The 24,884-nt window shown below is 71.3% G+C and carries 21 protein-coding genes; 9 read left to right on the top strand and 12 right to left on the bottom strand.

All coding sequences use genetic code 11. From position 1 onward, the window contains the following. Genes HDA34_RS04390 through HDA34_RS04380 form a run of 3 tightly spaced genes read right to left on the bottom strand, consistent with a single transcriptional unit; the run spans window position 1 to window position 2,909 of the window. Window positions 1-1,008 carry a CgeB family protein gene (locus tag HDA34_RS04390; protein ID WP_134377301.1) on the bottom strand — a complete coding sequence of 336 codons (1,008 nt, stop codon included), beginning with the start codon at window positions 1,006-1,008 and terminating at the stop codon, window positions 1-3. Window positions 1,009-1,032: 24 nt separating this feature from the next. Continuing rightward, window positions 1,033-1,902, bottom strand: a complete 870-nt coding sequence (gene rfbA, locus HDA34_RS04385) for a glucose-1-phosphate thymidylyltransferase RfbA (RefSeq protein WP_060775330.1) — start codon at window positions 1,900-1,902, stop codon at window positions 1,033-1,035. Window positions 1,903-1,922: 20 nt separating this feature from the next. Then, window positions 1,923-2,909 (bottom strand): glycosyltransferase family 2 protein, encoded by a 987-nt coding sequence (locus HDA34_RS04380; RefSeq protein WP_166795214.1) that lies wholly within the window; start codon window positions 2,907-2,909, stop codon window positions 1,923-1,925. A 52-nt stretch (window positions 2,910-2,961) separates the two neighbouring features. On the opposite strand from HDA34_RS04380, the gene HDA34_RS04375 reads away from it, so the two are divergent. Together HDA34_RS04375 and HDA34_RS04370 are read left to right on the top strand one after the other, a co-directional pair. Continuing rightward, the gene (locus HDA34_RS04375; RefSeq protein WP_134377303.1) at window positions 2,962-3,822 is read left to right on the top strand and encodes an alpha-1,2-fucosyltransferase; all 861 of its coding nucleotides are present in this window, start codon (window positions 2,962-2,964) and stop codon (window positions 3,820-3,822) included. Between the two features lie 4 nt (window positions 3,823-3,826). Then, entirely contained in the window at window positions 3,827-5,860 is a 2,034-nt protein-coding gene (locus HDA34_RS04370; protein ID WP_166795215.1) for a glycosyltransferase family 2 protein, read from the top strand. Here the strand turns inward: HDA34_RS04370 and HDA34_RS04365 are convergent. Further along, on the bottom strand, window positions 5,847-6,686 hold the full coding sequence (locus HDA34_RS04365; RefSeq protein ID WP_134377305.1) for a glycosyltransferase family 25 protein: 840 nt from the start codon (window positions 6,684-6,686) through the stop codon (window positions 5,847-5,849). The two genes, HDA34_RS04370 and HDA34_RS04365, sit on opposite strands and share 14 nt — an antisense overlap. Window positions 6,687-6,737: 51 nt before the next feature. Next, complete coding sequence (locus tag HDA34_RS04360; RefSeq protein ID WP_080695004.1) at window positions 6,738-7,568, bottom strand: alpha-1,2-fucosyltransferase; 831 nt, start codon at window positions 7,566-7,568, stop codon at window positions 6,738-6,740. Window positions 7,569-8,084: 516 nt separating this feature from the next. Here HDA34_RS04360 and rfbB point away from each other — a divergent pair. Together rfbB and HDA34_RS04350 are read left to right on the top strand one after the other, a co-directional pair. After that, window positions 8,085-9,080, top strand: coding sequence for a dTDP-glucose 4,6-dehydratase (gene rfbB / locus HDA34_RS04355; protein WP_134377306.1), 996 nt, complete (start codon window positions 8,085-8,087; stop codon window positions 9,078-9,080). Between the two features lie 13 nt (window positions 9,081-9,093). Further along, window positions 9,094-10,509, top strand: a complete 1,416-nt coding sequence (locus tag HDA34_RS04350) for a sugar nucleotide-binding protein (protein ID WP_134377307.1) — start codon at window positions 9,094-9,096, stop codon at window positions 10,507-10,509. A gap of 60 nt (window positions 10,510-10,569) precedes the next feature. On the opposite strand, the gene HDA34_RS04345 is transcribed toward HDA34_RS04350, so the two are convergent. Next, window positions 10,570-11,973 (bottom strand): tyrosine-protein kinase domain-containing protein, encoded by a 1,404-nt coding sequence (locus tag HDA34_RS04345; protein WP_134377308.1) that lies wholly within the window; start codon window positions 11,971-11,973, stop codon window positions 10,570-10,572. 210 nt (window positions 11,974-12,183) lie between these two features. Between HDA34_RS04345 and HDA34_RS04340 the strand changes: the two genes are divergently transcribed. From HDA34_RS04340 to pth, 3 genes are all read left to right on the top strand, one after another. Beyond that, window positions 12,184-13,452 carry an O-antigen ligase family protein gene (locus HDA34_RS04340; RefSeq protein ID WP_220482123.1) on the top strand — a complete coding sequence of 423 codons (1,269 nt, stop codon included), beginning with the start codon at window positions 12,184-12,186 and terminating at the stop codon, window positions 13,450-13,452. 185 nt (window positions 13,453-13,637) lie between these two features. After that, on the top strand, window positions 13,638-14,261 hold the full coding sequence (locus HDA34_RS04335; RefSeq protein ID WP_134377309.1) for a 50S ribosomal protein L25/general stress protein Ctc: 624 nt from the start codon (window positions 13,638-13,640) through the stop codon (window positions 14,259-14,261). Between the two features lie 7 nt (window positions 14,262-14,268). After that, the gene (pth, locus tag HDA34_RS04330) at window positions 14,269-14,844 is read left to right on the top strand and encodes an aminoacyl-tRNA hydrolase (protein WP_010079281.1); all 576 of its coding nucleotides are present in this window, start codon (window positions 14,269-14,271) and stop codon (window positions 14,842-14,844) included. Between the two features lie 43 nt (window positions 14,845-14,887). Here the strand turns inward: pth and HDA34_RS04325 are convergent, their stop codons facing one another. Continuing rightward, entirely contained in the window at window positions 14,888-15,463 is a 576-nt protein-coding gene (locus HDA34_RS04325; protein ID WP_060973881.1) for an arsenate-mycothiol transferase ArsC, read from the bottom strand. An 83-nt stretch (window positions 15,464-15,546) separates the two neighbouring features. After that, window positions 15,547-16,074 (bottom strand): DUF2505 domain-containing protein, encoded by a 528-nt coding sequence (locus HDA34_RS04320; protein WP_060973880.1) that lies wholly within the window; start codon window positions 16,072-16,074, stop codon window positions 15,547-15,549. A 184-nt stretch (window positions 16,075-16,258) separates the two neighbouring features. On the opposite strand from HDA34_RS04320, the gene HDA34_RS04315 reads away from it, so the two are divergent. Both HDA34_RS04315 and mfd read left to right on the top strand, forming a co-directional pair. Continuing rightward, a complete protein-coding gene (locus HDA34_RS04315; RefSeq protein ID WP_060973879.1) occupies window positions 16,259-17,323 on the top strand; it encodes a MauE/DoxX family redox-associated membrane protein in 1,065 nt (354 codons plus the stop codon). Further along, the gene (gene mfd / locus HDA34_RS04310) at window positions 17,320-20,976 is read left to right on the top strand and encodes a transcription-repair coupling factor (RefSeq protein WP_060973878.1); all 3,657 of its coding nucleotides are present in this window, start codon (window positions 17,320-17,322) and stop codon (window positions 20,974-20,976) included. Before HDA34_RS04315 ends, mfd begins: the two co-directional genes overlap by 4 nt. A gap of 6 nt (window positions 20,977-20,982) precedes the next feature. On the opposite strand, the gene HDA34_RS04305 is transcribed toward mfd, so the two are convergent. The 4 genes from HDA34_RS04305 to HDA34_RS04290 form a co-directional block, all read right to left on the bottom strand. Further along, window positions 20,983-21,315, bottom strand: a complete 333-nt coding sequence (locus tag HDA34_RS04305) for a PqqD family protein (RefSeq protein ID WP_060973877.1) — start codon at window positions 21,313-21,315, stop codon at window positions 20,983-20,985. After that, window positions 21,305-22,192 (bottom strand): nucleotidyltransferase family protein, encoded by an 888-nt coding sequence (locus HDA34_RS04300; RefSeq protein ID WP_060973876.1) that lies wholly within the window; start codon window positions 22,190-22,192, stop codon window positions 21,305-21,307. The genes HDA34_RS04305 and HDA34_RS04300 overlap by 11 nt, the downstream gene beginning before the upstream one ends. A gap of 626 nt (window positions 22,193-22,818) precedes the next feature. Further along, the gene (locus tag HDA34_RS04295) at window positions 22,819-23,745 is read right to left on the bottom strand and encodes an arsenate-mycothiol transferase ArsC (protein WP_095353456.1); all 927 of its coding nucleotides are present in this window, start codon (window positions 23,743-23,745) and stop codon (window positions 22,819-22,821) included. Further along, complete coding sequence (locus tag HDA34_RS04290) at window positions 23,742-24,809, bottom strand: acyltransferase family protein (protein WP_060973874.1); 1,068 nt, start codon at window positions 24,807-24,809, stop codon at window positions 23,742-23,744. The genes HDA34_RS04295 and HDA34_RS04290 overlap by 4 nt, the downstream gene beginning before the upstream one ends. Between the last annotated feature and the right edge of the window lie 75 nt (window positions 24,810-24,884).

The raw sequence follows: 24,884 nt of genomic DNA, 5'->3' as shown, positions 1-24,884 counted from the left end.
TCAGCCTTGCTGAGGGGACGAGATCAGCCGTTCTAGCTCTTGGGTCAGACGCGGCGGCTCGGGCCACCCCATCACGGTGCCCATCTGCCGCAGGCGCCATCGCCAGTCGAGGGTGCGACGCGCGCACTCCTGCTGCTCGGCAGCTCGCTCGGGGGACCAGCATTCGGCGGCCGCGGTCAGGATGGGCCAGGCATCCTCACGCGACGTCGGGGAGATCTCCAGCGTGGCCCCGTCCCATAGCGTGCTCGTCGCTGCGGCTGGCGCGGTCCCCGCCACGAGGCATCCGGCCGCGAGTGCATCCATCCACCGGCCGGTCAGGTAGTCCCGTGTGGGATGGGTGTACGGAGCGGGGCTGACGAGGTTCGAGAATGCGAGCACCAGTTTCGCCCCCATGAGGGCCTCTCGGACGTTGCGCTGGTTCTGGCCTGGGTCGTCACTCATCGGCGGGCGCCCCGCGAACCGTAGGCCCTGCCGGTGGGCGTCCAGGGCCGTAGCGTCGTCGTCCGCCCAGGCCTCGGGCTGGCGGCCCAGGCGCAGCACATCGATGCCGCGGTGTTGCGCGGCGCCGGGGTAGAGCGCTGTGTCCGCGCCCCAGGGCAGGACGGAGACCGGGGTGCCGGTGATCTGCTCCCACTCCTCGACGAGCTGGGGGTCCGTGATGAACACCCGATCCACGTGGGCGGTGCCGCGCAGGAGTCGCGGTGTCCTGTCGGTCCAGAACGAGTCGATGACCCACACCGCGGTGGAGTCGTAACCCGGAAACCACAGACGGGGCCGGGCCGCGTAGGCGGCCATGCCCGCGTGGGGGGCTACGACGAGGAGGTGGTGACCCGGGCGCCGGCGACCCCGGGGCAGGGACGCTGCCGTCTTCCGGAACAGCGACACCTCCCCACGGTCATCCAGCTCCAGCACTCGTGCCTCGAAGAGCCGGGCAGCGAGTCCCACGAGCTGCGAGACCGGCCCCCACCCGGAGCCCTTGGGACGGACGTACAAGATGTCGAGGGTCATGGGTCCTCCGGAGTCCGCGCCTGTTCAGTGGGTACTCTCGAGAAGGCCCAGAAGATAGCGGCCGTACCCGGACTTCACCAGCGGCTCGGCGCGGGCGCGCAGCTCGTCGTCGGTGAGCAGGCCCCGCCTCCACGCGACCTCTTCGGGCGAACCTACCTTGAGGCCCTGGCGAGACTCGACGGTGCGGATGAAGTTCGAGGCGTCGTTGAGGTCGTGGAACGTGCCGGTGTCCAGCCAAGCGGTGCCGCGGGGGAGCACCTCCACGTTCAGGGCGCCTCGCTCGAGGTAGGTGCGGTTCACGTCCGTGATCTCTAGCTCGCCGCGGGCCGAGGGCCTCAGGCCGCGGGCGATCTCCACCACGTCGTTGTCGTAGAAGTACAGGCCGGGCACGGCGAAGTTGGACTTGGGCTCGGATGGCTTCTCTTCGAGGGAGACGGCCCTACCGTGCCCGTCGAATTCCACGACGCCGTACGCCGACGGGTCGGCCACCCAGTAGCCGAACACGGTGGCGCCTTCGACCTCCGTGTGGCGGAGCAGCTGCTGACCCATGCCGGGGCCGTAGAAGATGTTGTCCCCCAGCACGAGGGCAACGCGGTCGTCGCCAATGTGCTTCTCCCCGAGGAGGAACGCCTGCGCCAGGCCGTCCGGGGAGGGCTGCTGGACGTAGGAGAGGGAGATACCGAACTGCGAGCCGTCGCCGAGCAGGCGCCGGAACTGGTCGGCGTCCTTGGGTGTGGTGATGACCAGGATGTCGCTAATGCCCGCGAGAATCAGGGTTGACAGGGGGTAGTAGACCATCGGCTTGTCGTACACGGGCACAAGCTGCTTCGAGATGCCGTGCGTGATCGGGTGCAGTCGGGAGCCGGTGCCCCCGGCCAGGATGATGCCCTTCATAGGGCCGACTCTAACGGGGCTCACCGGGTCGACGCCCCCGGCCGTGGCGCCATCGGCTCCAGCAGCGGCTGGACCGCGGCCCATGACGGCGGCGGCATGTCTCCGACCGGGCGTAGCGCCCCCCGGGGGTACCAGGCGGCGTTCGCGACGGCCTCGCCGGACAGGAGCTGCCTCCATACGGTTCGTAGCTCGTCGTCTGAGGCCGAGCCGAGCCAGCGCCAGTGGTAGGCCTCCCCCTCGTCGAGCTCGGCCCGCGCCACCGCTGCGGCGCCGATGCGGGTCTTCCTAGCGAACTGCTCGAAAGACCGCCAGGGCATGTGGAGGATGCGCAGCCCCTCGCTCTCACGGGATCCCGGGCGGCTCACCTCGTGGTTGCCCATCGTCACGACTGCCCCTCCCCAGGGGCGGAAGGCCACCTTGTCGTCGAAGTGGCGGGCGGTGTCCAGACGCCACTGCTTGCCGCCCGGGGACGGGAACAGGTTGAACAGGTGAGCGCGACGCACGGGCGACCCTGAGTCATCGAGGGCGTCGACCAGCCGACCCTGCGGGGCGAACCACAGTTCGTCCGCGTCGAAGGGGATGATCCACCGCGCCCCTGCGGCGGAGACCAGGTCGGACAATTGGGTCATCTTGGCCGACTGGTAATAGGCCGGCTCGCTGTCCGTGCCGACGTGGAGGTGCGGGATTTCCTCCGCCAGTCGAGCCAGTACCCGGGGAGTGTCATCATCGGAGAGGTTGTCCACAATCAGCATGTGGTCAATGCCCTGCTGTAGGAGGTGGCGGACCGTCGTCTCGATGATGTCCGCCTCGTTGCGCACCATGGCGATCGCCCACACACCCTCATGGTGCTGGAGCGGGGGGACGTCCAGGCCTTCCTGTGCCGCGGCATACTGGGCGAGGAAGGCGGGATCGGATCGCAGGCGCATGGCCTCGGCGCGAAGCTCCGAGTCCTTGCGGGCCAGGAAGACGCGGTGCTTAAGGGTGCGCGCACGTGAGAGGAGATCCACGGGGTCACTTCCGTCATGGGGAGAGGTGAGGTTCTCTCGGTAGGGTAGCCGCATGGCCCGTCGCGACTTCGCCGCAGCCGCCCGTGCGCGGGCGCTCTCCATCGTACGCACCCAGCAACCCTTCATCATCTGGGGCGCCGAGCCCATGAACGGCGGGAACTATCTGTATCTGTGGACGACGGCATGGGCGCGACAGCGACACACAGGCGAGCGGTGGCTCGTGCGATACAAGCCCAAGATGAATCCGTGGCTTGAGGAGTTCCCCCAGCTGCGGGCGTTGACGGTCGACGAGGTAGATGTGGGATGGCGGCAGAGGCGGACGGTGGAATGGGGGCAACACGCGGGGCGTGACTTCCGCGTCAAGGACCTTCGGGACTTTGCGCGCGACCTGCTGTTGGCAAGTGAGAATTTCCGCGGTCGTATGGCCGCCCGTCCGCGCGACGCCGTCGTAGTCAATGTCCGGCGCGGCGACTATTACACGAACGAGAGGCTTGCGGCGGTGTTCGGATTCGATATCCCCGGCTACGTGAATGCCGCGCTGCAGCGTATCCCGGGCGACCGGCAGAAGCGAGTCGTCGTGGTGTCGGACGACCCCGAATGGTGCGCCACGAACCTCACCTTTGTCAGGCAGGGCAGGTCCGTCTCCTTCATGCCGACTCCTCATGACATGTTCGACGATCTCGCCCAGCTGGCCGTGGCGCGCGACCTGATCCTGGCGAACTCCACGTTCTCCTATTGGGGCGGGTATCTCGCCAGCGCGCGCTCCGCCCGTGAGCGCCCACGGACCGTGTTCGCGCCCTTGCACTTCAACCGCCTTTACAGCGATGGCGAGTCTCCGCTGCTCCTACCGGAGTGGACGGCGATTCCCGATGACGAATTCTCCACGCCAGACCGACTCCAGGGAGAGGCCTGACCTCATGTCGACCCGTGAATGCTGTTCCTCGGACCCGACGACGCCTTCGGTGTCAGTGGTGATCCCCGTCTTCAACGGCGCACTGACCCTGCCGCTGCAGCTGGAGGCGCTCCGCACGCAGGTCGGTGCACCGGACTTCGAGGTCGTCGTGGTGGACAACCGCTCCACCGACGACCTGGAGGGCGCCATCCGGCCGTTCCTGGAGTCCGGCCTCCAGCTCAGGGTGGTCCGAGCCGACGGGCACCAAGGGTCCTCCTATGCCCGCAACCGGGGGATTGCCGCTGCCCGCGCCCCCTACGTCATGTTCTGCGACGCCGACGACGTCGTCTCCCGCCACTGGGTGGCTGCGGGAGCGGCGGCCTTCGCCACGGCTTCGATCTGGACCGGCAGCGTGACGCATCTGTCGGCCGACACCTTCGAGCAAGGACTGGACGCTGTCCGGGACCGTCTCGGAGACGAGCTGCGGCCGCAGAACGGGCCCGGCCGGGAGGTCTCCGGCCCGTTCCCCGTGCTGATGGGGGGCGACTTCGGAGCGTCCCGTGAGCTGCTGGAGGCGGTGGGGGGCTTCGACCAGTCGTTCCCCCACGCGGGCGACGACAACGATCTCGCCTTCCGCGTCTTGCGAGCCGGTCACCGGCTGGTGGAGATGCCGCAGGTGAGGGTCGCCTCCCGAGGCAAGACCAGTACGCGGTCGGTTCGCAGGATCGCGTTCCGGTCCGCGAAAGCCCATGTGCTCCTGGCGGATCGATATGGCGTATGGGACCGTTCTCGGGCCACGACGTGGGCGAGCGAGCCCGTGCGGTGCCTAGGGGCGGCGGTGAAGATGGCGGCGCATCCGGCGACGGCCGACTGGCGGGGGCTCGCCTCGCGGACGGCGATGGCTGCGGGCACGCTCGCGGGAGCCCTGGAGTATCGAATGTTGCGGCGACGCCCCACGCCACAGGTCGGCCTGGGCCTCGACCCTGGCATACGGGCGCTCTCCGGGGAGGCACGGCAGGGCGTGGGCGGGCCCGGTGACCCCGAGCTGGTCAGTGTGGTCATCCCGGCATACAACGCCGAGGCGTACATCGCCGAGCAGATTGAGAGCCTGGCCGTGCAGGTAGCCGCTCCGGAGTTCGAGGTGATCGTGGCCGACAACGGGAGCACGGACCGCACGGCGTCCGCTGCCCGCGAGGCAGCGGAGCGCTGCGGCCTCACTGTGACCGTGGTCGATGCCCGGGGGCCGGCCAGCGCCTCTCATGCCCGAAACGTCGGGGCCCTGGCGGCCGCGGGCGAGGTCTTGCTCTTCTGCGACGCAGACGACTTCGTCGGCCCCGAGTGGGTCCGGGAACTCTCCGCGGCCGTGCGCTCGCGCGAGAACGCCCTAGCTGTGGGGACGCTCCTGCACCGGCGGTTCAACGACGGGGCCGTGCTTGCCGCCTATGGCATCCCGTCTACGGCCGGCGAGCCCGACACAGACGCGGTGGGGTATTCGGTGGTGCACAGCGGATTCGCCGGGCACCTCCCCACCGTGGCGGGCAATGACTTCGGCGTCCGTCGCTCCACCTACCTCGCGGTTGGCGGCATGGATTCCTCGTTCCCCGGCGGCTCTGAGGAGACGGACTTCTCCTGGCGCGCCCAACGCCGCGGGGCGGTCGTCGTGCACGCGCCGCGCGCGGTTGTCCACTACCGCCTGCGGTCCACCCCGCAGACCGTCTTTCGGCAGCAGCGGATCCAGCAGGTCGGCCGGATGCTGCTCTGGATCCGCCACCGCGACGAGGGCATGAGCGGGCCGAGTTGGCGGGTGTCGGCCACGGAGGTGGCTCGGCACCTTCCGGCCTATATCGTCACCCGCGAGCGCGCCGCGCGGCTACGCCACGCCCGGATTGCCGGCGGGCACCTGGGTGCCCTGCAGGGGATGGTCCGTTACCGGCTGTTGAAGCGGATTCCGTCACGGAGGCTGGTGGACGGGGCCTCCGCCGTCGGGTCCAGAACCACGGACCATCCTGCCTGGCGGGACCGCCGCGGCGTTCGGCCGGGTCGCCTCATCGAGCCTTGATGTCGTGCGCGGTGGCCCGGACGGCCAGACGCGCGGCCCGCCATCGAGAGCGCAACGCTAGCGCCGTCTTCAGGCTGTCCAGGAGACTGACGGCGCGGTCGGTGGTCTCGCTATCGCGGGCAAGGGACGCCGCCTCCCGCGTCGTGGACCCGCCCATGTAGGTCACCAGCCCGGGCCTCAGGACGCGAATGTCGAGACCGTACCTGTCACGAAACAGCGGCCAGTCATCGGCGATGGTCCAGGGACCGCCGGCGTCCTCCACGAGTCCCGAGACGAGTTTTTGCGCTCCCGAGCGCGTGATCAGGTAGAAGGCTGCCGTGTACGGGTTCCCGGCGAACCGACCCAGACGCCGGATCCGCCCGCCGCAAACGATTGGGCGTGACAGCAACGACAGTTGGGCCTCGGTCATGAGAAGCCGTTGAAATGCTAGTGAGGGGTTCGTGGGGGCGCGATCTGCCAGCACGGCGATGTCGAAGGAGTTGTCCTTTAGGATGCAGTTGAGGACCGCCTCCGTCTCGGTCGGCATGAGGACGTCGTCCTCGGAGATAAGAGCCACCCCGTCGTCGGGGCCTGTGCTCGACGCGAAGGACTCGAGGACACGGAAGTGGCTGATGGCGCATCCCGCCTGGCCGGGGGTGGGTGAACCGGGGTAGTGCTCGCGGTAGCGGGCCACATTGAAGTAAGGGGACGGATCCGAGGTGGAGCCGTTGAACGCATCGTAAAAGCGGAACCAGGCGGCCCCCGGCCCATCCATGAACCGGGGGCGTCGATCACTGTCGGTGAGCGAGATGCAAACCCGGCGCTCCAACCGGCTTGAATGAACCATGCGCCCAGCATAGCCAAGGGCGGTTCCCCTTTCCGAGGTTCCGACAGAGGGCTACCTGGCGAGGTCCCCGCACCCTTCCTCCAGCACGGTCCACGAAGGCCTGAGCTGGTGAGCACGACCACCGTTGAGGTTACGGCTGAACAGTGCCGGTGCAATGACGAGACGGCCCGGGTGCAACTCGTCGCCGATGTATCCACCCCAATAGGAGAAGGTGGAGTTCGTGATGATCAGGCGGCGGGCATGCACGACGGCGCGCAGATCGTGGAAGAGGTCGCCGTCCTTATAGACCACCTCGCCGTGAAGGCCGAGAACGGGACCGAGATGCTCCCTGCACCAGTCTAGGCCGTCCGAAATCACCACGATCCGTGAGAGGGGGCCGGAGAGCGCCGCTGTTCGGCTGATGGCGGCCCGAATGTAGGCCACCTGGTCCATTCCGAACTCGGCCTCATGCTGGGGAACCGAGTAGTAGTCGCCCCGCCGCACGTTCACGATGACATCATCCTTGGAGAGGCCATCCGGGTCCAAGGCGACGGGGGAGCCGGAGAGCAACACCTCACGTATGAAGCTCCTGAGTTCGGCAGGCTGATAGGGCACCGGCTGCGGGGACTCCTCTCGCCACGGCATCACCCGTCGAGCGGTGAAGGGTACGCGGTCCCTCGGGATGAAGTAGCGCTCCCGCAAAGTGGGGAAGAGTGCGACCGCTGCCTCGCGTTTGGGGTGCAATAGGACCCTGCGCGACTCTCGATGCGTGTGGCCTTCGAACGCCCACAACCCTTGATACAGGAGATTTCCCAAGCCCATCCAATCGGGAACCCAGGACACAGGATCGCCGCGACGGATGGTTGTCAGGGCGCGTGACTTCGCTTTGTTGAGGAACCTCATGCCTTGCAATCTACAGGGCGGTCATGAACAGGCGTTCCTTTCGCCTTCTAGAGCGTGACGAGCTTCGCAATCTTGCCCAGGGGATTGTCGCCCCGAGGGTATCCCCCTGCTGGTTCTATTTATGGCCCCTCGGGCGATGGGCTGCCCGCGCTCCCCCCTGGAGCAGACGCCTCCAACTGCTGTGGCGAAGATCCAGTCCATTGCGTGGCCTGCGAGTCGTCGCAGCGATAGGCCTTGTCCAGCGGTGTGATCTCCTTCTCCAAGGGATTGTGCTCGTGGTACTTGTGGGAGAGGGGTAGGCAATGTCTGTGAGGATCTGAGTCCAGCCCACGGGATACAATTCGACCTCGCCCCGTACGCCTCCCGGGTGGTTCCTCAGAAGGGGGAGGAAGTAGTCCAGGCGCCGTTCGACCTCGTGGAACAACTCCGTCGTGGGCCATGGGGGCCGGCGCTCCATCCTGCCAGTGTCGAATGGGGCACCATGCTCGCCGCCTGCGCTCCCGTTACCCTTGCCCCATGCACCTCCTCGTCACCGGCGGCGCCGGGTTCATCGGTTCGAACTTCGTCCACCACGTGGTCCGCGAGACTGGGCACGACGTCGTCGTCCTGGACAAGCTGACCTACGCCGGCAACCGGGAGAACCTCGCCGGCCTGCCGGAGGACCGCGTCACTCTCGAGGTCGGGGACATCTGCGACGCGGCCCTGGTGGACCGCCTGGTCGCCGAGTCGGACGCCGTCGTGCACTACGCGGCGGAGTCCCACAACGACAATTCGCTGAACGATCCCTCGCCGTTCATCCAGACGAACATCGTCGGAACCTTCGTCCTCCTCGAGGCGGTCCGCAAGCACGGCAAGCGGTTCCACCACGTGTCCACGGACGAGGTCTACGGCGACCTCGAACTGGACGATCCGGCGAAGTTCACCGAGTCCACCCCGTACAACCCCTCCAGCCCCTACTCGGCCTCGAAGGCCGGCTCGGACCACCTGGTGCGCGCGTGGGTGCGCTCCTTCGGCGTGCAGGCCACGCTGAGCAACTGCTCCAACAACTACGGCCCGTACCAGCACGTCGAGAAGTTCATCCCGCGCCAGATCACCAACCTGATCGACGGCGTCCGCCCCCGCCTCTACGGCCACGGCGTCAACGTCCGGGACTGGATCCACACGGAGGACCACTCCTCGGCCGTGCTGCGCATCCTCGAGCGTGGCGAGATCGGCCGCACGTACCTGATCGGTTCGGACGGCGAGAGGAACAACAGGGAGATCGTGGAGATCCTCCTCGAGCTCTTCGACCGCCCCGCGGACGACTACGACCTCGTGGCCGACCGCCCGGGCCACGACCTGCGCTACGCGATCGACAACACCGCCCTGCGCACCGAGCTCGGCTGGGAGCCGCAGTTCACGGACATCCGCGCCGGCCTGGCGGACACGGTCCGCTGGTACCGCGAGAACGAGACCTGGTGGCGCCCGGCCAAGGCCGCCGTCGAGGCCACGTACCGCGCCCAGGGCCAGTGAGGGGGCACCGCTGATGCGCATCACCGAGACCGCCATCCCCGGCCTGCTCGTCCTCGACCTCGACGTCCACGGGGACAACCGGGGCTGGTTCAAGGAGAACTGGCAGCGGGAGAAGATCCGCGCCCTCGCCGCCGAGCACCCCCGCTTGGCCTCGCTCGCCCCGGTGCAGAACAACATCTCCTTCAACGACGCCGTCGGCACCACCCGCGGCATCCATGCCGAACCCTGGGACAAGTACGTGGCCGTCGCCCACGGCCGGATCTTCGGCGCCTGGGTGGACCTGCGGGAAGGGCCGTCCTTCGGCGCCGTCGCCACCGTGGAGCTCGGCCCGGAGAAGGCCGTCTTCGTGCCGCGCGGGGTGGGCAACTCCTACCAGACGCTCGAGCCGGACACCGCCTACACGTACCTGGTGAACGACCACTGGTCCGCCGACGCGCAGGGCCGGTACACGTTCCTCAACCTCGCGGACCCGACGGCGGCCATCGCCTGGCCCATCCCGCTCGAGGACGCCGAGCTCTCGGACAAGGACCGCGCCCACCCGATGCTCGCGGACGTCACTCCCATGCCGCCCGCCCCGATCCTTGTGCTCGGCGCCGGCGGCCAGCTCGGCCGCGCCCTCGTGGCCCGCGCCGAGGCCGCCGGGATCCCGGTCGAGGCCCACGGCCGCGACACGTGGGACATGACCGATCCGGCCTCGTGGCCGCGGGAGCACTTCCGCGGCCTGCGCGCCGTGGTCAACGCGTCCGCCATGACCGCGGTGGACGCCGCCGAGACACCCGAGGGCCGGGCCCAGGCCTGGGCCGTCAACGCGACCGCCGTCGCCGAGCTCGCGCGCCGCTGCACCGAGGCCGGCGTGCCCCTGGCGCACGTCTCCACGGACTACGTGTTCGACGGCGCCCTCCCCGTGGGGCAGGAGCACCCGGTGGACCACCCGCTCGCGCCGCTGTGCGTCTACGGCCAGTCGAAGGCCGCCGGTGAGGCCGCGGTGCGCACCGTGCCCCGGCACTGGATCGTCCGCACCTCCTGGGTGATCGGGAAGGGGAAGAACTTCGTGGCCACGATGGCCTCCCTCGCCGAGCGCGGGATCGACCCGGCCGTCGTCGCCGACCAGCACGGCCGCCTCACCTTCGCCGATGACCTCGCCGACGCTCTGCTGCACCTGGTCACCACGGACGCGCCCACGGGCACGTTCCACATGACCAACAGCGGCGACGTGGTCACCTGGCACGACGTCGCCCGGTGGGTCTTCGAGGACACCGGCCACGACGCCGCGCGCGTCTCCGCCACGACCACCGCCGCGTACCTGGCCGGCAAGGAGGGCGTGGCCCCGCGGCCGACCAACAGCGCCCTCGACCTCGGGCCCTTGGCCGCCGTCGGCTACACCGCCCCGGACCAGCGCGAACGCCTGCGGACGTACCTGAGGCGCTGACCCCGTCTCGCACGACGAAGCCCCCGCCGGTTCCGGCGGGGGCTTCGTGGGTGGGGGCGATCAGCTGCGCGTGCGGGCCTTGCGGCGTGAACGTCGCCCCTTCTTCGCGGACGAACCGCCGCTCGAGAGGTACTTCTCGTGGGACTTGTGGTACGTGCTCTCGTACCCGTAGCCATAGGCGTAGCCGCCGCCGCGCTGGGAGCGCGCGACGCCGTTCATCACGACGCCCAGCAGATGCGCGTCCACTGCGGCGAGATTCTCCACAGCGGCCTCCAGGTGGTCCTTGCGGGTCCGCCCCTGACGCACCACGAGCACAGTCCCGTCCACGGCGGTGGCCAGGAGCGAGCCGTCCGTGACGGGCAGCAGGGGAGGGGAGTCGACGATGACGAAGAAGTCCTCCGATGCCAGCTCCAACAGGGCCCGCATGCGCTTCGAGCCCAGCAGCTCCGACGGGTTCGGGGGCGTCCGGCCGGCGGGGAGCAGCGTGAGGTTCGGGATTCCGGTGGCCGCGAGGGCGTCGTCCGGCTGCACCTCACCGGCCAGCACCTCGGACAGGCCCACGTCGCCCGCCACCTGGAAGAGGTCGTGCTGCCGGGGGCGCCGCAGGTCGGCGTCCACCACGAGCACCCGTTCGCCGGCCAGGGCCAGGGCGCGGGCCAGATTCGAGGCGATGGTCGACTTGCCCTCGGAGGGGTCCGCGCTCGTGAACGAGACGACGCGCGGCGGCTCGTCGACGGAGACGAACTTGAGGTTGGTGCGCAGCGCTCGGATGGCCTCGCCGGCCCGGGGGTCGAGGTCCACGGCCTCCTCGCCTGTGCGGGTCAGGGAGGCGTTCTCCGGGACGGCGCCGATCACGCCGGCGCCGGTGACCTCCTTCACGTCGGCGCGGCTGCGCACCTTCACATCGAGGAGACGACGGAGCACCGCGATGGCGAGTCCCGCACCCAGTCCGGCCACGACGCCCACGAGGACGTTGCGCCGGGTGTCAGGGCTCACGGGAGCAGAGGGCACGCGGGCGTCCGACAGGGGCACGACCTCCAGGGGGCTGTTCTTGTCCACCTCCGCCGCCACGTCCGCCGTCGCCTGCAGGGCGCTGTTCGCGAGCTGCGCGGCGGTCTCGGGATCCGTCGAGGTGGCGGTCACCTTGATCATGCTGGACCCGGGGACGAGCGCCGCGGAGAGCGAGTCGTCGTCGTCCTGCCCCGTGTCCTGTGCCACGCGTTCACGCACGGCCTGGCTGTTGATCAGGGCGACGTAGGCCTGAGCCCGGCTCTCGGCGGGTCCGTTGCCGGCGATGAGGCTCTGATCCGTGCTCCGCGCGGCGAGGAGCCCCTGAGATTCGGACGCGTAGATCCGGGGCTGCAGCGCGGAGTAGCCCCAGCCCAGCAGACCCCCCACGAGGGCGGCCGCCAGCAGCAGGAGGAGGTTGGCGCGCAGCAGGCGGAAGAAGTCGACGATCGTCACGGAGCACCTCGGGGGTCATGGGCGGGGATGCGCGGGCCGTTGTGGCCAGGAAACGCACGGGTCCACGGTATCAAGACCCGCCGCACGGTCTGAGGACCCGGGGACGACGCCCGCCACCGCGCTACGCTGAGCCGCGTATCGCCCGGCGTCCATGAAAGGTTCCGCACCATGCGCTCGAGCACGCCCCATAACCGGACGGCTGCCCGCGCTATGGGGGCCGTTGCGCCACCCGAGGCCCGGCCGGCCAGGCGCCACGCCTCGCTCGGCCTCGTCGAGGACGGTCAGGCCGCGTGGACCCGCTCTCCGTGGAACCCGCTGGTCACGTCGGCCTCACCGCGGCTGTTCGAGGCCGTGCTGGCCACCGGCCTGGTGGTGGAGGCGTTCAGCGCTCCCGGCCTGCCGATCCCGTTCGCAGAGTTCTCCGCGATCCTTCTGCTGCTCCTCGCCTCGTTCCGAGAGCCCCGCCGGGACCTCTCCCAGTACGGCGTGCTGGCCCTCGGCGCACTGGCCCTGGTGGCGTATCTCGTCGCGGTGACCGTGCACAACGACCTTGACCCCACCCGGCGCGCCACCAGGATCACGCTCCTGATCCTGCTGATCTACGCCATCGCCAGCGAGCGGATCGACATCAAGGGCATCCTCTACGGGATGACGGCCGGAGCACTGGTCAACGTGCCCCTCTTCTACGCGGGCCTGGCCCCGGACACCTACGGCGGCTACCTCACCGGGTTCCTGGGGGACAAGAACGTCTCCGGCCTCTTCTACGCGCTCCTGCCCGTGCTGCTCGTGGCCACCATGCAGCGCATGGGCCCCAAGCTCCTCGTGCTGGGCGCCGGCTCCGCCCTGACGTTCCTCACCGGCTCGCGGACCTCGATGGCCGCGCTGCTCTGCGCGGTCGTGTGGATCCTCGTGAGCCCCTACCTGGGGCGGGTCCTGCGTATCGCACTGGGGGTCGTCATGGGTTGGTTCGTCAGCTGGGCCGAGGAGAACCTGGCCGACCTCGGCATCTTCGGAGACCGCACGGGCACGGACTGGTTCCGTGCGCAGATCCAGGAGGCGTCCGCGGAGAAGGTCGCGGACACGTCCTTCTTCGGCCAGGGCCTCTCCACGGCATTCGTGGACCTGGACCACGTGTCCATGTTCTTCCACAACTCCTACCTGGGTCTCCTGGTCGAGGGCGGCTGGCCGTTCCTGGTCGTGGTGGTCGGCGCCTACCTCTGGCTGTGCCTGCGGCCCTTCGCCCGGACGCACCGCTCGCCTTCCCGTGTCGCCGTCGAAGCGGCCGCCCTCATCATCCTCGTGGCCTCGCTCCAGCTGGGGGAGGTGTTCATCACGATCTTCGGCGCCATCGTGCTCGGTTGCGGACTCCTGCTGAGCGCCCAGGAGGACGAGGAGGACCATGGCGCCCCCGCGAAGGACCGGGCCCACCGCCGCAAGCTGGACCGCATCATCGAGCGGTCCCGACGCGCGGGCCGCTGAACGCGTCGAGCACCACCGGTGCTATCCTGTCCAGGTTGCCCAGGCGAGGGAGCGCGCGCTCCGTGATCGACGAGGCCGCCGCCGCGCGTCAGCATGCTGACCCGCTGCGGCACTGAAGCCCCCTCCTGGCCGCATCCCGCGCCGCCCCCGGCTGCGCGGCCGAGACCCCCACAGGAGGACGCACCATGTCTGACCAGCTCAAGATCAAGGTCACCCGCCGCACCGACTTCGGCAAGGGCGCCGCCCGCCAGGCCCGCCGCGCCGGCCTGATCCCCGCCGTCGTCTACGGCCACGGCCAGGAGCCCGTGCACCTGCTGCTGCCGGCCCAGGAGACCACCCTGGCCGTCCGCAACCCCAACGCCCTGCTCACCGTCGTGAACGAGGCCGGCGAGGAGCACCTGGTCCTGCCCAAGGACATCCAGCGCCACGCCATCAAGGACACCGTGGACCACCTGGACCTCATCGAGGTCCGCCGCGGCGAGAAGGTCATCGTCGAGGTCACCGTGCAGGTCGAGGGCGAAGTCGCCCCCGGCAACGAGTACGTGCTGGACTACGTCACCGTGCCGGTCGAGGCCGAGGCAACCGACCTGCCCGAGGCCGTCACCATCTCCATCGAGGGCCGCGAGGCCGGCGACCACGTGTACGCCACGGACGTGCAGGTCCCCGCCGGCACCACCCTGCAGCTCGAGGACGACATCGTCATCGCCACCGTCAGCGAGGTCGTCGAGCAGGACCTCGGCGACGAGTCCGTGCAGGAGGAGCAGGCCGCCGAGTCTGCCGAGGGCGAGTCCGAGGGCTCCGAGGACTGATCACGCCGTGACGACGGGGACCACGCTCATCGTCGGGCTCGGCAATCCCGGGCCCGAGTACGAGCGCACCCGTCACAACGTCGGCCAGATGGTGGCGGATGAGCTCGCCTCCCGCATGGGGGTCGGGTTCACCCGCCACCGGGCCGGCGCCGTGGTGGCCACGGGTCGCCTCGGCATCGGGGGGCCGCGCGTCGTGCTCGCGAAGTCCACCGGCTACATGAACGTCTCCGGACGCCCCGTCTCCGCGCTGGCGTCCTTCTACGGGATCGGCCCCGAGGACCTCGTGGTGGTCCATGACGAGCTGGACATCCCGTTCGACACCCTGCGCCTCAAGCGCGGCGGGGGAGAGGGCGGCCACAACGGCCTGAAGTCCATCACCGCCTCGCTGGGCACGAAGGACTACGCCCGCGTGCGCGTCGGCATCGGCCGGCCCCCGGGCCGCATGGACGTGGCCGACTTCGTGCTGCGCCCCTTCACCAAGCCCGAGCAGGACGTCCTGCCCCTGCACGTGGACCGTGCGGCGGACGCCGTCGAGAAGCTCGTCACGGACGGGCTCGAGCCCGCCCAGCAGGCGTTCCACTGACCTCCCGCCCCGCGACATCCTCGACGGGGGTGCAGCCCCACGCTCAGGGGGTCGGGGTCACGGCACGGGCCAGGGCATCCGCGATGGTCTCCAGCGCGGGATCCATGATCCGGATCATCTCCGCGTACCCCTCCACCGGTCCGCGGAACGGGTCCACGACGTCGAGGGGCTGGGCGGTCGACCGCGCGAGGGCCCGGTGGCGGGCCGCCTCCGCCGCGAAGGCACGCACTCCTCGGCCCGCGGGGATCCAGTCCCGTCCGTCCCGCGCGTCCAAGATGCGGACCAGCGCCGCGAGCTCCAGTACGGTGAACACCCGCGCGACGGCCTGCGGCACCTCCCGCAGCGCGAAGCGCATGTGCTCCTGAGCCGCCGCCAACACGAGATCCGCCTCCGCGACCATGAACGGCTGCAACGCGGCGGGCCGATGGTCCGCGAGGCCGGCGACACCGGCCTCGGCGCCGAGCCGCACGAGCGGCGGGGGCACCGTCAGGGCCTGGTTCGGCTGGGAGCCGGCGCTGCCGACCTCCACCCGGCCGGGGACCAGAGCCGCCAGCCGTCCCTGCAGGGCCCGGCTCGCATAGGCCGATCGGCACACGTTGCCGGTGCACACGATGAGCACGGCGTCCGGCGAGGGGAGGGCCCGGCGCCCCCGCTGGGCAGGCGGAGACGGGCTCGTCGGCGCCGGGCGACGGGGGAACGAGATCAACCGCGCGCTGCTCCGCCGTCACGCTCGAGCCACGAGGACAGCGCCCGGGCCTGACGATCGACGACCTTGCCGACCATCGGCTCGGCCTTCGCGGCGAGCTTCGAGCCCACCAGCGGAATCCGGCAGACGAGGGTGCCGTCCACGGAGAACTGGGAACCCTCACCGGCGGCGGTCAGGCGGAGGGCGCCGTCCGCCGTCGCCTTGGCGGAGGGCACGGTGATGGTGGTGGTGCCGGCGCGGGAGCCGTCCGCGGCGGGCGCGTCCCAGCGCTCCACCTGCTCCACCTGGAGGGCGGAGCCGATGAGCTTGCGGGCCATGTCCGGGACACGGTCCGGGATGCGGTCCGCGGGCAGGGAGCGCACGGCGGTGACGGTCATCGGGCCCTCCGGGGAGCCCTCCACGGAGAACGAGACCAGGGAGCCGCCGAAGGACTCGACCACGGAACGGTGGAAGTCCTCGGACGCCAGGGCGGCCGCCACGGCCGACGGCGGGTGCGGGATGGACTGCTGAGCGGAAAAGGCCACGGTGTCTCCTCGGGGTCAAGTCGGACCGCGCCCGGCGGGCCATGAGAGGGCCGGCACCGGTTCGCCGACGGCGATGGGCGTCCATCCCTCACCTTATATGCTGGCCTCCGCGACCCGGGTCCCGTGCACGGCGCCGGGACCGGCCGCGCGACCCCTCGTGAACCCCCTGGAAGGTGTGTCCGCCATGTCGGCACTCTGGGCCGTGGCCCTCATCCTGCTCCTGAGCGGGACGGCGAAGCTCCGTTCCGGCGAGGACGTGCAGGCCACGTTCACCCGGCTCAGGGTGCCCCGCCCGTTCGCGGCCCCCGCCCTGGCGCGCGCGTTCCCCTGGCTCGAGCTGCTGCTCGCCGCCGCCCTCCTGCAGCCCTTCACCCTGCTGCGTCCCGTCGTCGGCCTGGTCGCCGTGGCCCTCTTCGCCGCCTTCCTCGCGCTCGTGGTCCGGGCCCAGGACGACGGCGTCTCCTGCGGCTGCTTCGGCGAGGCCTCGGCCGCCCCGATCTCCCGCACCACCGTGGTCCGCAACGTCGTCTTCCTGGCCCTCGCCGTCCTGGCCCTGGCCGAGGGGATCGTCTCGCTGGCGGTGCACGGCGCGGGCCTGGCCTGGCAGCCTCTCACCGCCTTCGGCGCCGGGGCGTGGGCGTGGGCCCTGCTCGTGTCCGTGCTGCTCGCGACCGCCGCGTTCCTGGCCGGGCGCGAGTCCGTCCCGGCCGCACCCGACGCCGCCCCGGCGACGCCCACGCCCGAGGCTCCGGCCGCCGTCGACCCGGCCGACGCCGCCGAGCCCGAACGCCACCCGTTCCCGGACGCCGTCGTGGTCGCGGACGGCGAGTACACCGGTCTGCACCGGCTGGTCGCGGACGGGGCCGTGGTGGCCCTGCGCCTGTCCACGGGGTGCGGCTCCTGTACGCGGGTGATCGACCGGCTGGACGAGTTCAAGGACGCGCTCGGGCCGGTCCGGCTGCGGGTCCTCATGCCCCAGCACGCCCCCGGCGCCGAGGGGGCGATCCACAGCGGCGCCGTCGACGCGTCGCTCGTGCTCGCCGACCCGGCCGGCGCCGCCTCGCAGGCCCTCGGTCTGCACTCGTTCCCCACCGCGGTGCTGCTCGGCACGGACCGGCTCACCGCCGGCGGCCCGGTGGGCGGCGCCGACGACGTCCTCGCCTTCCTCGAAGAGATCCGGGAGATCATGACCACCGAACTGCCCGCCGCCACGGACGGCTCCACCGCCACCCCGGAGGTCCGCGCATGAGCGCCCCCGAGACCACCCCCGTCCTCGCCCCGCTGCTGCCGCGCCTGCGCGCCGAACGCGCGCTCGAGGCGGCCGCCGCCTCCGCCGCCCGGCCGCTCGAGGCCCGGGGCGTCGAACTGGAGATCGGCCTGCCCGACGGCGCCCGCGCGCCCCTGCTGACCGTCCTCGCCGAGGCGCTGGCCGAGGGCCACGGCGAGCGCGCCGCCGTCCTCGTGGTCACCGCGACCACCCGCGAGGCCGAGGACCTCGTGACCGACCTCGCCGCCTGGGCCCCCGCCGGCGCCGCCGCGCTGTTCCCGTCCTGGGAGACGCTGCCCCACGAGCGCCTGTCCCCGCGCTCGGACACCGTGGGCGCCCGCCTGGCCGTGCTGCGCCGCCTCGCCCACCCCGAGGAGCACGCGGAGGGCCCGCTGCGCATCGTCGTCGCCCCCGTGCGCGCCGTGCTGCAGCCCCTCGTGGCCGGGCTCGGCGAGCTGAGCCCCGTGACCCTGCGGACGGGGGAGGAACGGGACTTCGACGGCGTGGTGGCCGCGCTCGCGGACGCCGCCTACTCGCGCGTGGACATGGTCAGCCGTCGCGGCGAGTTCGCGGTGCGCGGCGGGCTGATCGACGTGTTCCCGCCCACCGAGGACTACCCCGTGCGCATCGAGTTCTTCGGCGACGAGGTGGAGCAGATGCGCTGGTTCTCCGTGGCGGACCAGCGCTCCCTCGAGGACACCACGGAGGACGGCTCGGGCCACCCCTCCGAGCTGTACGCGCCCCCGTGCCGCGAGCTGCTGATCACGGACCACGTGCGCCGGCGCGCCAAAGAGCTGATCCCGGCCATGCCCGCCGCCGCGGACATGCTGGACCGGATCGCCGAGGGCGTGGCCGTGGAGGGCATGGAGTCCCTCTCCCCGCTGCTGGCCGAGGCCATGACGTCGCTGCCCCGCATGCTGCCCACCGGCTCGCTGACCGTCCTCGTGGAGCCCGAGCGCCTGCGCGGCCGCGCCGACGACCTGCTGGCCACCAACGAGGAGTTCCTCCAGGCCGCGTGGGCCGGCGCCGCGCAGGGCGCGGTCGCCCCGGTGGACGTGGCCGGGGCGGACCAGTCCGCCGCGGGCGGGTTCCTCACGGTGGCCGAACTCCGCGCGGCCGCGCTCGAGCAGGACCAGGGGTTCTGGTCCGTCACCGCGCTGGTCTCGGACGCCGAGCTGCTGCCCGACGCCGCCACCCTGCGCGCCACCCTCGGCGTCGCGCAGACCTTCTCGGGCGACATCGAGGCCATGGTCGCGCACACCCGCATCCGGCTCGCGGAAGGGTGGCATGCCGTGGTCCTCACCGACGGCCCCGGCTCCGCCCGCCGCCTCGCCGAGCTCAACGCGGAGGCCGGCCTCACGGCCTCCGTGGTGGACGGGCCCCTGCCCGCCGACCTCGCCCCGGGGCGGGTCTCCATCGCGGCGGCGCCCGTCGGCTCCGGCTTCACGATCCCGGACGCGCAGATCGCCCTGATCACGGAGCACGACCTCTTCGGCCGGCACCGCACCGCGGGCACGCGCGCCCCCGGAGCGCGGCTGGCCCGGAAGCGGCGCAACGCCGTCGACCCGCTGACCCTGCAGCCCGGCGACCACGTGGTGCACTCCCAGCACGGCATCGCCCGCTTCGTGGAGCTGCAGCGCCGCAAGGTCACCGGCGGCCCGCGCACCGCCCCCGGCACCGAGGAGTCCTACCGCGAGTACCTCGTGCTCGAGTACGCGCCCTCGAAGCGCGGCGCCCCCGGCGACCGGCTGTTCGTGCCCACCGACCAGCTCGACCTGATCTCCACCTACGTGGGCGGGGAGACGCCGTCGCTGTCCAAGATGGGCGGCTCGGACTGGGCGCAGACCAAGTCCAAGGCCAAGCGCGCCACCCGCGAGATCGCCGGCGAGCTCATCCGCCTGTACTCGGCCCGTATGGCCTCGCGCGGCCACGCGTTCGCCCCGGACACCCCGTGGCAGGGCGAGCTGGAGGAGGCGTTCCCGTTCATCGAGACGCCGGATCAGCTGACCACCATCGAGGACGTCAAGAAGGACATGGAGGCGGCCGTCCCCATGGACCGGCTCGTCTCCGGCGACGTCGGCTTCGGCAAGACCGAGGTGGCCGTGCGCGCCGCGTTCAAGGCGGTGCAGGACGGCAAGCAGGTGGCCGTGCTCGTCCCGACGACGCTGCTCGCCCGCCAGCACCACCAGACGTTCTCCGACCGGTTCGCCGGCTTCCCCGTGAAGGTGGCCGCGCTCTCCCGGTTCCAGACCGCCAAGGAGTCCAAGGAGGTCATCGAGGGGCTCGCGCACGGCGAGGTGGACGTGGTGATCGGCACCCACCGGCTGCTCTCCGACCAGGTGCAGTTCAAGGACCTGGGCCTGGTGATCGTGGACGAGGAGCAGCGCTTCGGCGTCGAGCACAAGGAGGCGCTGAAGAAGATGCGCACCAACGTGGACGTGCTCGCCATGTCCGCCACGCCCATCCCGCGCACCCTCGAGATGTCCCTCACCGGCATCCGCGAGACCTCCACGCTGGCCACCGCCCCGGAGGAGCGCCACCCCGTGCTCACCTCGGTGGGCCCGTACTCGGACCAGCAGGTCACCGCGGCCATCCGCCGCGAGCTGATGCGGGAGGGCCAGGTGTTCTACGTGCACAACCGCGTCACCACCATCGACAAGGTGGCCAAGCGCATCGCCGAGCTGGTGCCGGAGGCGAGGATCGCCGTCGCCCACGGCAAGATGAGCGAGGCCCGGCTCGAGCAGATCATGGTGGACTTCTGGGAGCGGAAGTTCGACGTGCTCGTCTCCACCACGATCATCGAGACCGGCCTGGACATCGCCAACGCCAACACCCTGATCGTGGAGGACGCCCACCGCTACGGCCTCTCGCAGCTGCACCAGCTGCGCGGCCGGGTGGGCCGTGGCCGCGAGCGGGCGTACGCGTACTTCCTGTACGACCCGCAGAAGCCCCTGGGCGAGGTGGCCCTCGAACGGCTCAAGGCCGTGGCCACCCACAACGAGCTCGGCGCGGGCATGCAGCTGGCCATGAAGGACCTCGAGATCCGCGGCGCCGGCAACCTGCTGGGCGGGGAGCAGTCCGGCCACATCGCCGGCGTGGGCTTCGACCTCTACCTGCGGATGGTGGGCGAGGCCGTGGCCGACTTCAAGGGCGAGGAGGACACCGCGCCCGCCGAGGTGAAGGTGGAGCTGCCGGTCAACGCCCACCTGCCGCACGACTACGTGCCGGGGGAGCGGCTGCGCCTCGAGATGTACCGCAACCTCGCCCAGGCCGCGGACGACGCCGCCGTGGACGCCGTGGTGGAGGAGCTCAAGGACCGGTACGGCCCGCTGCCGGAGCCGGTGGAGGCGCTCGTCGCCGTCGCCCGGTTCCGCAACCGGGCGCGAGCCGCGGGCGTCACCGAGGTCATGCTGCTGGGGCAGAACGTGAAGTTCGGCCCCGCCGCGGACCTGCCGGAGTCCCGTCAGATGCGCCTGACCCGCATGTACAAGGGCGCCCAGGTCAAGCCGGCCCTGAACGGCGTCCTCATCCCGCGTCCCAAGACCAAGCCGGTCATGGGTCAGGACCTCGTGGACGTCCCGCTGCTCGAGTGGGCGCAGCAGGTGGTCGACGCGATCTTCGCGCCGGAGGGCTGAGGCGGGTCAGGCCGTCCTCACGCGGACGAGGATGCCGTGCGCCTCGAGCATCTCGAGGAAGGCGTGGACGTCGGCCGCGACGTCGGCGGGAGCGAGGCCGAACGCCTCCGCCACCTGGACCGTGACGTCCGTCGTCGACAGCGGCACCGGCGGATCCGCGACCAGGTCGTCCTCCGGGGTGCGGCCGCCCACGAGGACGTCCCAGATCACGTCGCCCGAGGCGCCCAACAGCAGCGGCTGACCGGCCTCGAGCGTCATGACGGCGGCCTGGCCGCCGGCGGTGCGGGCCCACGCGATGTCGGGGGAGATCGCCCAGCCCTCGGTGGTCTCAACGGTCACGGCGCACCGCCTTCGTCCAGGCCCAGCCGGCGAGTGCGCCGAGCCGGGCGCGCTGCTCGCGCCACAGGTCCGCGCGGGTGACAGGCCGGCCCAGGCGCATCTGCAGATGGGGGCGGTTCACCGGGATCGTGCGGGCCACGAGGACGGCCCGCTCCCGCACCGTGGCGGCCGACCGCCACCGGGTGCGGAACAGCTCAAGACCGCTCTGGCTCTCGTGCAGCGCCGCGAAGAGGGTCAGCTGCCGGGTGTCGACGCCGTCGGCGGCCTCGCCCGTGGCGACGTGCCAGGCCGCGCCCGCGTGCAGCCGGTGGGCTTCCTCGCGCAGGGCGGCCCAGCTCTCGGCGGGGAGGGACTCCCGGATGTGCCGGACGTCGAGGCCACCGCGGAACGGGTCGCGGGCCGCGTGGACGATCACGACGAGCCGCTGGTGGCGCGGGCTCGGCACCGGAACGGGCCGGCCCGCGATCACGAGGTGGGCGTGCTCGCTCCACAGGGCGTCGAAGGCCGCCTCGGGGGACGCGCCGAGGCCGGGGAAGAGCCGATGCACGTCCACATACCCCAGCTGGTCGTGCCAGAGCGTGGCCGCGTGCTGGAAGATCGACCCTTCCGAGAAGTCAGCGACCGGTTCCCAGGCGTGGGCGTGCAGGAGCTCGATGACGGCGGTGGCATCGGCCGGATGGACCAGCAGGTCTACGTCCGAACTGCGGCGGTGCTCCGGGTAGACGCCGGGCTCCGTGGCGTAGCCCTTGACGTGCAGGCCGCGAATGCCGACCCGGTCCAGCAGATGCGTGATGCGGGCGTGGGCGAGGCGGACGCGGACCTCGAAGTCCAGGGACGGCGGGGCGGCCGGTCGCTGTCCCGTCGCTCGTTCTCCCATGGCCGCGAGCTTAGTCGACCCAAAGGAGGCCCGGCGGTGACTGTGCCGGATGCCCGGTGCAAAGTTAAAGGGGGTTCAGGTGGATTCGTGGACTGACGGCGCGAGACCCGCACGCTCCCGGGTGCTCCGTGTTGACGTGCCATCCATGAACGCGTGGCAGGACTCGCGATGAGCTGCGCGACCTGTCTAGATCCACCTGCAGAGTTCCATTCTCATGTTCACCGAGCATGCCGTTCCCCGCGATCGTCCCCCTGCCGCAGGGCATCCCAGACCTGGACTGGTTGCGCTAATGGGCGCGGATCGCGGGCTTCATCGGTCTTGTTGACTGCATCGCCCGCGGTCGGCTCAGTCGCCGCTCGCTCTGATGCGGACGCGGCGGTGGAAGGTGGCCCTGCTCGTCACCGCCGCGGTGTGCGTCTTCCTCACGGGCCCTGCACCTCCATGGCGGGCTTGGCGTGCGCCGTCCTGTGGCTCTGGTCGACGCCGCAGATGGGGGTGGCGTCGTGCTCGTCCTCGCCATCCTCGGCGCCTACGCATTCTTAGGCTGCGCCTGTCCGCCCCCCGGCTGCGCACCCCTGCGCGTGGCAGTGGAGGCGGCCCCGTCCCCGATCTCTGACGCTGGCCGGTCAGGCGCCCGTCGGCTCCTCCTCCACGAGGTCCCCGTCGATCTCCCACGCCAGCAGCTCGACGATCGGCTGCGCGGTCTGCGCCATCGCGGCGTAGCCCTCGGCGGGGCCGCGGAACGGGTCCGGCAGATCCGCGTCCGGCCGCTCCCCGTGGGCGATCAGGCGGGAGCGCAGCTCCGCCAGCGCCGTGACGAGCGCGGTGACGCCCGCGCCCGGAGGGACCGCCGCGGCGAGCTCCTCGCCGTGGTCGCGCAGGAGGGTGCCCATGCCGAGGATCGTGAAGGTCCGGCGCACCGCCGCGGGGTCCTCGCGCAGCACCTCGTCCAGGTGGTCGTCCGTCGCGGTCAGGACGAGGTCCTGTCCCGCCAGCGAACGCCCGGTCAGCTGCTGCGGTCGATGCTGCGTCAACGCGGCGCGGACTCGGCGGCTCGGTGCGAGGTCGAGCAGCGGGCCGGGGACGGTCAGCGCCTGGTTCGGTTCCGTGCCCGCGCTCGTGACCTCCGCGCGGCCCCGGTCACCGAGCAGGGCGTTGAGCTGCGCCTGCAGCGCGTACTCCACATAGGCGGAGCGGCAGATGTTGCCCGTGCACACGACGAGGATGCGGGCGCTCGGCACGGGGCCGGGGACACGGTCGGCCGGTGCGGCAGGCGAGGCCGGCTCAGCGGCCGCGGCGGTCGCGGGAGCCACCGCGCGCTCGGCCGGCGTCGCACGCTGCCGCGGCGCGGCGGGGTCGGCCGGGTGGGGGAGGAACGCCGGGCCGAGCCGGAACTCGGCGAGGCGATCCTCCCGCGCCGTGGAGGCCGCCGGGGCGCCGGCGTCGCCGCCGTCACCCGCCGGGTGGCCGCCGTCGCGGGTCGGCACCTCAGGCTCCTCCGGCGTCGACGGCAGGAACGGATTGCGGATCGGGGGGCGATGATCCCTGCTCATGGGTGTGTCCTCTCCGAGGCGGTCGTGACGCGCGGCAGCGCGGACGTGACGGGGTGCGGGGGCTCCACGCGTCGCAGGCGGTGCACCGGGTGCCAGCGGCGGCGCGCCCCCGTGAACGGCTTGGACAGGGGGGTGGCGAGCAGGGCGAGGCCTGCCAGCCAGCTGAGGGCGAGCGCGAGGGCGAACTTGGCGGCGTTGTCCTCCACGCCGTGGCGCGTGACCCACATCAGCACCCAGCCGTGCAGCAGCACCACCACCGTGCCCGTCCGGACCAGGGCGGTGATGGCGCGGCGCAGGGCCTGACCCGTCCCGGTGCGTCGGGCGAAGGAGCGCAGCAGCCTCTCCACCGTGGAACCGAACACGAGCACCATCCCCGCGGACATCAGGACGCCCACGGCGGGGGTGAGCACCGGCGTGCCGAAGCCGCCGAACTTGATGTTGGGCGGCTCCAGGCCCAGCCGGACCGCGACCATCCCGAGCAGCACCAGGCCGACGCCGATGAGCGTCCGGTGGCGCCGCACGTGCGGCTGGACGCGGCGGCGGAACATCTCCCCGCTGAGGACGAACAACAGGCACGGCAGGGCCAGCCCGACGCCCAGCGGCGTGCGGGCGATCGCGGAGTCCGGCACGAGGTGGGCCCACGCCAGCCCGGCCAGGCCCACGGCCCAGGCGACGGCGGACGGGAAGCGCTCGAGGAATCGGCGCAGCACCGTGGTGAAGAACAGGACGGAGATGAACCAGAACGCCCACCACGGGGGCTCCTGGTCCGCGCCCCCGTACCAGCCGGTGATCATCAGGCGCCGCAGGAGGTCGGGGTCGTCGGCGAACCACGCGAATGCGGCCACGGACATGAGCGCCGCCCACACCAGGTACGGCACCATCAGGCTCCGGAAGCGGCCCCACACGTCCGTGGCCCAGGGGCGGCCGCGCGTCCAGAAGTAGCCGGTGAGGAAGAAGAACAGCGGCATCCGCCAGATCTCCAGGTACCGGCTGAAGGTGAGGTCCGTCAGGTATGCGTGACCCAGCACCACCGCCGCGATGGAGACAAGCCGAAGGGCGTCCACCCCCGTGTTGCGGGTGGACGCCCTTCGGCGCGCGGCGGCCGGACGACCGGTGTCAGCGATCCTCGGCTCCGGGAC

Origin of the sequence: Micrococcus luteus (genome assembly GCF_014138885.1) — a bacterium.
Classification (GTDB): domain Bacteria; phylum Actinomycetota; class Actinomycetes; order Actinomycetales; family Micrococcaceae; genus Micrococcus; species Micrococcus luteus.
The sequence above is the reverse complement of the archived record's forward strand: the minus strand, read 5'-3'. Positions and strand labels throughout refer to the sequence as shown.

Coding starts and splice junctions, on each gene's coding strand:
- HDA34_RS04390 (WP_134377301.1), bottom strand. CDS start 1,008: ATGACCCTCGACATCTTGTACGTCCGTCCCAAGGGCTCCGGGTGGGGG.
- rfbA (WP_060775330.1), bottom strand. CDS start 1,902: ATGAAGGGCATCATCCTGGCCGGGGGCACCGGCTCCCGACTGCACCCG.
- HDA34_RS04375 (WP_134377303.1), top strand. CDS start 2,962: ATGGCCCGTCGCGACTTCGCCGCAGCCGCCCGTGCGCGGGCGCTCTCC.
- HDA34_RS04370 (WP_166795215.1), top strand. CDS start 3,827: ATGTCGACCCGTGAATGCTGTTCCTCGGACCCGACGACGCCTTCGGTG.
- HDA34_RS04365 (WP_134377305.1), bottom strand. CDS start 6,686: ATGGTTCATTCAAGCCGGTTGGAGCGCCGGGTTTGCATCTCGCTCACC.
- HDA34_RS04360 (WP_080695004.1), bottom strand. CDS start 7,568: ATGAGGTTCCTCAACAAAGCGAAGTCACGCGCCCTGACAACCATCCGT.
- rfbB (WP_134377306.1), top strand. CDS start 8,085: ATGCACCTCCTCGTCACCGGCGGCGCCGGGTTCATCGGTTCGAACTTC.
- HDA34_RS04350 (WP_134377307.1), top strand. CDS start 9,094: ATGCGCATCACCGAGACCGCCATCCCCGGCCTGCTCGTCCTCGACCTC.
- HDA34_RS04340 (WP_220482123.1), top strand. CDS start 12,184: ATGGGGGCCGTTGCGCCACCCGAGGCCCGGCCGGCCAGGCGCCACGCC.
- HDA34_RS04335 (WP_134377309.1), top strand. CDS start 13,638: ATGTCTGACCAGCTCAAGATCAAGGTCACCCGCCGCACCGACTTCGGC.
- HDA34_RS04315 (WP_060973879.1), top strand. CDS start 16,259: ATGTCGGCACTCTGGGCCGTGGCCCTCATCCTGCTCCTGAGCGGGACG.
- mfd (WP_060973878.1), top strand. CDS start 17,320: ATGAGCGCCCCCGAGACCACCCCCGTCCTCGCCCCGCTGCTGCCGCGC.
- HDA34_RS04300 (WP_060973876.1), bottom strand. CDS start 22,192: ATGGGAGAACGAGCGACGGGACAGCGACCGGCCGCCCCGCCGTCCCTG.
- HDA34_RS04295 (WP_095353456.1), bottom strand. CDS start 23,745: ATGAGCAGGGATCATCGCCCCCCGATCCGCAATCCGTTCCTGCCGTCG.